Source organism: Succinimonas sp. (genome assembly GCF_045225735.1).
Taxonomy (GTDB): Bacteria; Pseudomonadota; Gammaproteobacteria; order Enterobacterales; family Succinivibrionaceae; genus Succinimonas.
In genome coordinates this window covers 1-8,358 of the sequence record NZ_JBGVBR010000428.1, presented here as the reverse complement: position 1 = coordinate 8,358, position 8,358 = coordinate 1, and the positions used below count along the sequence as shown (strand labels likewise).

The following is an 8,358-nucleotide window of genomic DNA, read 5'->3' as shown; positions in this document are numbered from 1 at the left end:
GACGGGGCCACCCGAAGATCCTCCGCCGTCCGGGATACGGAGCCGCCGTTTCTTCTGAGAATTTCCAGAACGTAACGCTTTTCCAATTCGGAGAGAGCCGGAACGCCCCGGCTGAGATCCACGGAAAACACAGGCCCTCCTCCGGAAACCGGCAGGGCCTTATCAGAAACCGGCCGGGGTTCAGCCGGCGCCGCTGCAAGATCCGGGGTAACCGCAGCATTTGCCTGATAATAGGTTGTCTCCCCGGAATCGGCATCTGTGGAGCACACGGTTCCCACGCCGTAGCTGTTGGCGTAACAGAAAAACTGCGCCGGAGTGTTGTAAATGCTGCCGGTATTTCTCATGAAGGTGTCGGAGGTAACGGCATTTTCGTTTACCGGAACCTCTCCCTGCATCATGTCCCGGGGCAGCATATCCCGGGTCATGACATCGCCGGAATTCAGCACCACCGCCTGATGCACCATATTCTGCAGCTGTCTGATGTTGCCGGGCCAGGTTCGCCGCATGAGGTAGGTCTCGGCATCCTTGGAAAAGCCGATAAAGCCTTTATTCTCCTCCTTGGCATACTTTTTCAGGAAATAGCGAGCGAGAAGAACCACATCAAAGCCCCGCTGTCTCAGGGGAGGCAGGTGAATGTGGATAACATAAAGCCGGTAGAACAGATCTTCCCGGAACCGCCCGGCCCGGATCTCCTCCATGGGATTCTTATTGGTGGCGCAGATGATCCGGACATCCACCTTCTCTTCCCGGGCAGAACCTACCTTATGAAAAACCGAGCTCTGCAGAAAGCGGAGAAACTTGGACTGGAGATCCATGCTCATTTCGCAGAGCTCGTCCAGAAAAAGCGTGCCCCCGTCCGCCTGAGATACCGCCCCCCGATGATCCTGGGAGGCTCCGGTAAACGCTCCTTTTACGTGTCCGAAGATTTCGCTCTCCATAAGCTCCCGAGGAATGGCGGCGCAGTTAATGGCCACAAAGGGGCCATTTCTGCGGGTATTCATTTCGTGAAGGACGTTGGCGATAACCTCCTTGCCGGTGCCGCTTTCGCCGGTAATGAACACCGAGGCATTAGAGTAGCGCACCCTGCTCATCCGGTCATAAACGCTCTTAATGGCCGGAGATTCTCCGATAAGCCCCCAGGAGCCGCTGCTCATGGGCACAAAAGGCTCCGCCAGGGCCGTCAGCCGGATCTTTTCGATAGTGTTGCTCAGGGTGGTGCGCAGGCGATCCGCGCTGATGGGCTTTTCCAGAAAATCATAGGCTCCCAGCCGCATGGACTCCACCGCATAATCCACAGATCCGTCGGAGGTCATAACGATGGTGGCGATATTAAGCTCCTGCTTCTGAATATAGCGCAGGATATCCATCCCCTTGACATCCGGCAGCCACAGATCCAGAAGAATGATTTCCGGCTGAAACTCAGCGATAATCGCCATGGCCTGGGTGCCGGTATCAGCCACCCGCACAGCCGCCTCCAGCTGTCTGGCTACGGCGGCATAAACAGCGCTCAGGGACTGCGAATCCTCAACAATTAAAACCCTGACCTTGTAATTTTCCAGCATAATCGCTACCCGAAGCCCTGTTTTGCAGGGAAAACGCCCCGGAGGGCTGGTACCCTCAGAAAGAGCATGCTCTCCCGCATAAAAAACGTTTTCCGGCATTATAGCGGGACAGAAACAGCTTAAGCATGAAGAGGGACTGTCCTAAGGCCCTGTTTTTCCACCTGAGTCACACAAGAGGTTCCGGTTTCAGCGCCGGACTTCCCGGGGAAATTCCGCCCCCTGCTCTCTCGCAAAAACCCGGCCGGAACGGGATCTCATTTTTCAGAAAGGGATAATGCTGGTAAAATAACGCTGCTTTTTGATTGTGAGAGGTTATACAAATGGAACGCCGAATCCTCCTTACCGAATGCCCGGATGCCAAGGGACTCATTGCCATGATCACCGGAGCCTGCTTCCGGCACCAGTTCAACATTATAAAAAACGATCAGTTTGTTTCCGAATGCGACAGCCGGTTTTTCATGAGAACCGAAATCGAGGGCGATTTCGGGGGCGATAACGGCAGCAGCATGGTAAATGAAATTCTTGCTGCCATTCCCGCCGGCGGCCGCTGCCGTCTGGAACCGGAAACCCGGAAAAAAATTCTGATTCTGGTTACCAAGGAGGCTCATGTTCTCGGCGATCTCCTGATGAAAAGCTATTCCGGAGCCATGCCCATCGATATCGTGGGGGTGATCGGAAACTACAGCATTCTTGAGGATCTCACCGCCAAGTTCGGCATTACCTACGTTACGGTAAGCCACGAAGGGATCTCCCGGGAAGAGCATGAAAAGCGCATGCTGGAGGCCATCTCAAAGTTCGAGAGCGATTACATCGTGCTGGCCAAGTACATGAGAATACTCTCCCCGGATTTTGTGAATCATTTTCCCCGGGGCAAGATGATCAACATTCACCATTCCTTCCTGCCGGCCTTCATGGGAGCCAAGCCCTACCAGCAGGCCTTTGACCGCGGGGTTAAGATCATCGGAGCCACCGCCCATTTCGTAACTGAAAGCCTCGATGAAGGCCCGATTATCGCTCAGGACGTTATCAAGGTTAATCACAACTACTCTGCCGAATCCATGGCCAGAGCCGGCCGGGACGTGGAAAGAATGGTGCTGGATCGCGCCTTAAGCCGGGTTATCGCGGACAAGGTATTCATTCACGGCAATAAGACCGTGGTCTTCTGATTTCAGGCCTCGCCGCCGGGCCTCTAAGCAGCATGCACGGCGGTATCCTTTCTCGTGTCCCCTTGTTCCTTTGCTCATTTACAGTCTTTCGCTTTGCCTCTTTAAGATTAAGATCGTTCCCTGCCAAACTTCTCCCCTGGAAACTTTGTCCCCGGATATGCCGACTCTGATTGTCAGAGGAACATAAAAAAACCGGCCCTGTTAAAGACCGGTCTTCTCTTAATGAAGCTTCAGAGCTTCATCTGAGCTGTTACTCCTGCTGAGGTTCCGCCAGAATGGTGATGGAAGGCCCCTGAATCTGATCCTGAGGAACAGAACAGTTATCAGTGCTCTGGAGACCCCATAACGGGAAGTCGCCTTGCTGAGCATCAGGGATATCCAGAGCCATCTCGCAGCCGACGCGCACCATGCCCTCAGCATTCAGAATATTCCGGGGATCATTGTTAGGATCGCTGGACATTACCACCTTAATCCGGGACCAGGAATCTCCGGCCCGGGAGCCGTCAATATCGAAGGCCACCAGACTCTGAGTCGGATAGTCATTAAGGGTGTCATAATCGAGCTTAACTCCCTCAAGAATATCTCCGGCATTGGTCATGCGGAAAGCCGGATGAGCTTTTCTGAGCTTGATGAGGCCGGCAGTATAGGCGCTGACCTTGCCCCAGTACGTGGTTTTAAGACTCCAGTCAAAGTCATTGGCTCCAGTGGTGGTCATATCGGTGTTGTTGAAGTCCTCGGCGGCCATTTTAGAACGGCCGAACTCATCACCGCCGTAAATGACCGGAATGCCCTGACTCAGAAGCACGGCGCCTTGGGCCAGAGACTGCATCTGCATCCAGACTAAGTCATCATCCTTAGGGAGACCGTCATTACCCACATACGTGGCAATGCGATCCCTGAGAGTAGCTCCGCTGTGAGTGGAAACAAAGGCCATCGACTGATCCGGTTCGCCAAAGCCCTGAGCAGCCATCCACACATCTGCAGGAGCGGGAGCATCAGGTGAACGCACGCCGGCTCTCATGCCGTTAAGCATGCAACTGCTGTTTTCTTCAAACCAGTTCTCGTTCTCGTCATAGCCGTTGCCATCCCAGCCCTGGTTTACATCTCCGAAGATAAAGGCGCTCTGACTATAGTCTCCGCCTGCGGTGAGACAGTTCCGATACCTGGCACGCAGAACACCGGCATGAGCATCCTGAGACTGCTGATAGATAGTGCCGTAGCGCACCGGATTATCTATGAGCTCCTGATCCTCATAAATTTGCCCCTGAGCATCGCCGTAAACAATCAGATTGGCATCGGGATGCTGTCTGTTCAGGTACTCCGCCCAGTCAGAGAAGTCCTTCACGCTGAAGTCTCCGGCATTGGCCACCTTGATGCCGTCAATATGGTACTCGCTCACCCAGTAGTCCATGGAATCGCGGATCATCGTCCACACCATGCTGTTGTCAGCATTTAAGGTGTAGCCGACCCACTGCGCATCCGGGTTTATAAAGTACTTTCCGGTGATGCGGGACAGCATGTCGTCATACACATGGCCGTAAGGAATTTCCAGGATTACCCGAATGCCGTTCTTATGGAATTCGTTAATCATGGTCTTGACTTCCCTGATCCTGGCAACCTGATCCTCGCCCCTCATGGCAGCAGCGGAGAAGTAATCCGCAGGCACATTGAAGTTATGCACGTCATAGCCGAAGTTGTAGCAGTCAGGATCCTGCGCATTCGTCCAGGAACAGGTGGAGAAATCCATAATGGGCTGGAGCTGAATATGGGTTATCCCCAGTTCCTTGAGATGATCAATGCCCGTTACGGCGATGCCGCCGGTCTCCGGATCGTTATACCGGGTACCGGTTTCCACCATGCCCAAGTACATGCCGCGGTTTTCCTGAGAAACACCGGATGTCTCGCTGATGGTGAAATCGCGCACGTGGGTGCCGTAAATAATGGCATCGGTACGGGAGTTCAAAGCCGGTCTCTCAACCCAGCCGCCCTCAGGCTCCGTGGCGCTCATATCCAGAATGGTATGATTTTCCCAGTTATTATCGTCCCTGGTCTTGCCGTAAGGATCCCGTACATCCTGACCGTTAATCACGAAGCTGTAGCTGCCCCAGACCTGATCCCCCGGAACCGTAACCTCATAGATATGGTCATAGCAGGCTATTTCGGTGAGAGTCATGGGATAGCTGTCGCCGTTGAGATTCAATACCACATCAGAGGAATCCGGAGACCAGACACGGAATACCGTCTGTTCCGGAGAGTAGATGGCGCCGAGAGTTTCCTCCTGCTTATTCATGCGGCAGGTCTCATCCTTGGTGTCATACCATTTCTTAACCGGATAAACAGCTTCCGCGTCGTTGTATTTGACGTGCAGGGTTACCGCCTGATCTTCGTTGATGGCCAGGTTGATCTTGCTCCCGAGTTCAATGATTTCGCCATTGATAAACTTCTGGGGATCGGAAGACTCATTGCCGTCATCAAACCAGAAAGTGCCGGAGCTCTGACTGGTAACACCGGGGCCGGACATGATCAGGGTTAGCTCCAAAGCCCCGGAGCCTTCCTCAGCATCCTTCTGGTTAATCCTGATGACATCCCCGTTCCGGAGAGTCTTCCCGGTCTTCTCGCTGTAGACATAGACATCATCCTCCAGCACAGCGCCCTCAACACGGACGCCGCAGTCCATAGCGGAAACAAAGCTGCCTTCGCTGGTGCTGGTCATGGCAAAGCACGGACTGTCAAGAGGGACGGGCTCATAATCATCGGTGGCATAGTAGAAAAGCTCGCCATCATTAACCCTGATAATGCCCTCCCCTTCGTTTTCAGGATCGTAGCCCTCCGGAATCGGCACGGCATAGACCTCGTTCTTGCAGCCCTCTACTTTTGTAGCTCTGGTTCCCGGCCAATCTCCGAAGGTATCTGACCAGCTCCCGGCGCCATGCACATAAACACGATCGTAGAAATCTGTCTTGATAATTATGGAATTAGCAGGAACCTGACAGCTCTCGGGAATGCTTGCGGATCTGTCTACAAACACCTTGCCCGCATTAACTCTTCCGGTAGGCTCATACCAGACGCTGTTGGACTCAATAGGATTCTCGATAACCTCAGGGATCTCCTCCTGATCTCCATGTTCCGGATCCTGTGCCGCGCTGCAAGAAGTGTCAGCCGGATCAAACATGCAGATCTTCTTCGGCAGCTTTTCTATTCTGGTGGGCTTGTCAAAATACTCATTGGCAGCGCCATCCCAGACGGCCACGGTTTCAGCATAGGAGAAGCCGTTATCGCCATTATCCCAGCCCATCTGTCCGAAGGTGGAGGAGCCCCAGCAATAGAAGCCGTAATCAATCTGAGAAGGGTCAGCGCCGTAGGTGGTGGTAGTAGCGCATACCGAACGCTTGGCAACAGAAAGCTCCGTTACATCTTTTAGCCGCTTATATCCCTTGGGATCAAGTATCGGCATCCGCCACACATTATCTCTGAGCCCGAAATTATCACCCTGACCAGCCATACCATACCTGTTGGTTCCGCTGAAGATTACCCTGCCGGATGACGACAGCACGTAGAGAATCTCGTCCTCGACGCCGGAATAGATTCGCACTGCGGTTTCGTCATCATCGAAAAGATCGTCAAAATTGTAATGGAGCCAGAACTCGGGCCCCCAGGTGCCGTAAAGTCCGTATACCCCGGGCTCCTCAGGATCTCCCGGAGCATGTTCAGGCCTCATGAGCATGTAAATATTACCATCAAAGTTTGTAATGGCAACATCTTTAACGTCCTCAATTTCGGTACCATTGATGGATCTCATCAGAGTTACCGGCTGACCGTAAATGGGCGTATACGATCCGGAGTCCTCGTACATCAGCCAGTTCCAAGGTTCGTCCCATTTGTACACCTCGTTAGGATCATTCCGCTTAATCTTGCCGGCATACTTCGCCTCAAAGTCTGTGCGGTACTGTTCCTTGTTCTTGGAAATGGTTACCGTATGATCGCTGCCCCAGCAGTAAAGATTGTGCTTGTCGGTCTTGTCGACATTTTCCACCAGAGCGCAGTGAGCCCAGTAACCGCTTCTCACAGCAGTGACCCGAGCCACGGAATCCGGGAACTTCACCTTCACCGGCAGCATGACATATTTCTGGAAGTCAGTAATATCAATCTGACCGGACATGTTCATCCTGTGTTCTTTGGTCTTGGTATGCTCCGGATAATCGCCGCCCAGCTGATAGGAGAAATTCTTGCCCCAGCAGTAAACAGAGCCGTCCTTCATAAGAGCGCAGGTATGATCCTGTCCCAGCGCTGCCTCTTCCACATCCGTAAGGTATCCGGACTTGGATTCCTGCTCGCCTGCAAGCACCTTCTGAGCATAGGCAAAGCGCTCCTTATCCTCAGTAATCTCCTCATCTTCAGGAATAACACCCAGCTGCCCCCAGTAGTTGTGCCCCCAGCAATAAAGCTCTCCGGCATAGGTAACAGCGCAAGCATGGACAGGAGCTACTGCCACGCTCTTCACGTTGGAAAGCGGCACAAAATTGCCGTCCTTGTCCTTGATCTTCACCGCTACCGGAGTGGCGCTGAAATTATCCGGATACTGGGTGCCGTCAAGGCCATGGGATCCGTCAACCACACTGTCATAAAGTGAGGGATCTCCCAGAGTAGCCCAGGAATTATTGCCCCAGCAGAACACATTGTTGTCACGGGTTACGCCGCAGCGCCATTCATCGGTGCCGCCTGAGGTAATAGTCCGGAATGCTGATCCCAGCTTGGCCTCAGCGGCTTCCAAAGCTCCCACCACATTGGCAGAAACGTTGCCGCCTTCCTGAGCGGCATTCTTAATGATATGAACGGCAGCCTCGGTATTGACCTTATACTGCGCAATATCGCGGACAATGGATTCCGTGGTGCTCTTGGTGTTCTCAGAAACATTCTGCATGGCAGCTTCGTTCTGCGGCATGAGATTGGTTCTTACCAGAAGCTCGCCGGCTACCATGGCCTTGATATTGGCTTCACTGGCGTAACCGTTATAGTTGCCGGTAACAACATCGGCATCATTAACTCCGATACCGGAAGCAATGGTGGCAATCTGATCCCTGTAGTCATCCTCAGTCAGGGTGGCTGCAGTCTCATTGCTAATAGCCATGTCTGCCAGAGTGGTGAACGGGGATACCACATTTACCTGAGGAGCATCAGAGTCTCCGGCATCAGCGGCATCGGGCAGGAATACATTGCTGGAAAGCACCATATTCTGCTTAAGCTCGGTTTCCGTGCCGAATACATGGTTCTTGGAGCCTTTGGCTGATTTGGCAATAACCTTGAGATTCTTAATCCTGTTGCCATCAGCATCAACAAGCTGGGTGTCAGGGATATCAAAGGTCACCTTGCCGTCAATATCGGTATTGCCGCTGGGTTCGTTTTCATCCCATTCATAGTTGCGGTTCAGATCCACGTATACCTGGGCATTCTCCAGATAACCGTCGATAATCTGGACAGAGAGCTTGGTGGAAGGCTCAGGTTCAGGTTCAGGTTCAGGTTCGGGCTCGGGTTCCGGCTGAGGCTCAGGTTCGGGCTGAGGTTCCGGTTCAGGCTGAGGCTCCGGTTCAGGTTCGGGCTGAGGCTCCGGCTGAGGCTCCGGCTGAGGCTCC

At 53.3% G+C, this 8,358-nt stretch carries 2 protein-coding genes and 1 pseudogene; 1 reads left to right on the top strand and 2 read right to left on the bottom strand.

The genetic code is table 11. The annotated features are described in order from the left end of the window. On the bottom strand, window positions 1–1,562 hold a 1,562-nt coding region (locus ACJROR_RS14920), incomplete at its 3' end, for a sigma-54-dependent transcriptional regulator (RefSeq protein ID WP_406547785.1). A 320-nt stretch (window positions 1,563–1,882) separates the two neighbouring features. Here ACJROR_RS14920 and purU point away from each other — a divergent pair. Continuing rightward, a complete protein-coding gene (purU, locus tag ACJROR_RS14915) occupies window positions 1,883–2,728 on the top strand; it encodes a formyltetrahydrofolate deformylase (protein WP_406547784.1) in 846 nt (281 codons plus the stop codon). A gap of 250 nt (window positions 2,729–2,978) precedes the next feature. On the opposite strand, the pseudogene ACJROR_RS14910 reads toward purU, so the two are convergent. Beyond that, a pseudogene (locus ACJROR_RS14910) lies at window positions 2,979–8,358 on the bottom strand (hypothetical protein); the annotation flags it as partial.

Coding starts and splice junctions, on each gene's coding strand:
- purU (WP_406547784.1), top strand. CDS start 1,883: ATGGAACGCCGAATCCTCCTTACCGAATGCCCGGATGCCAAGGGACTC.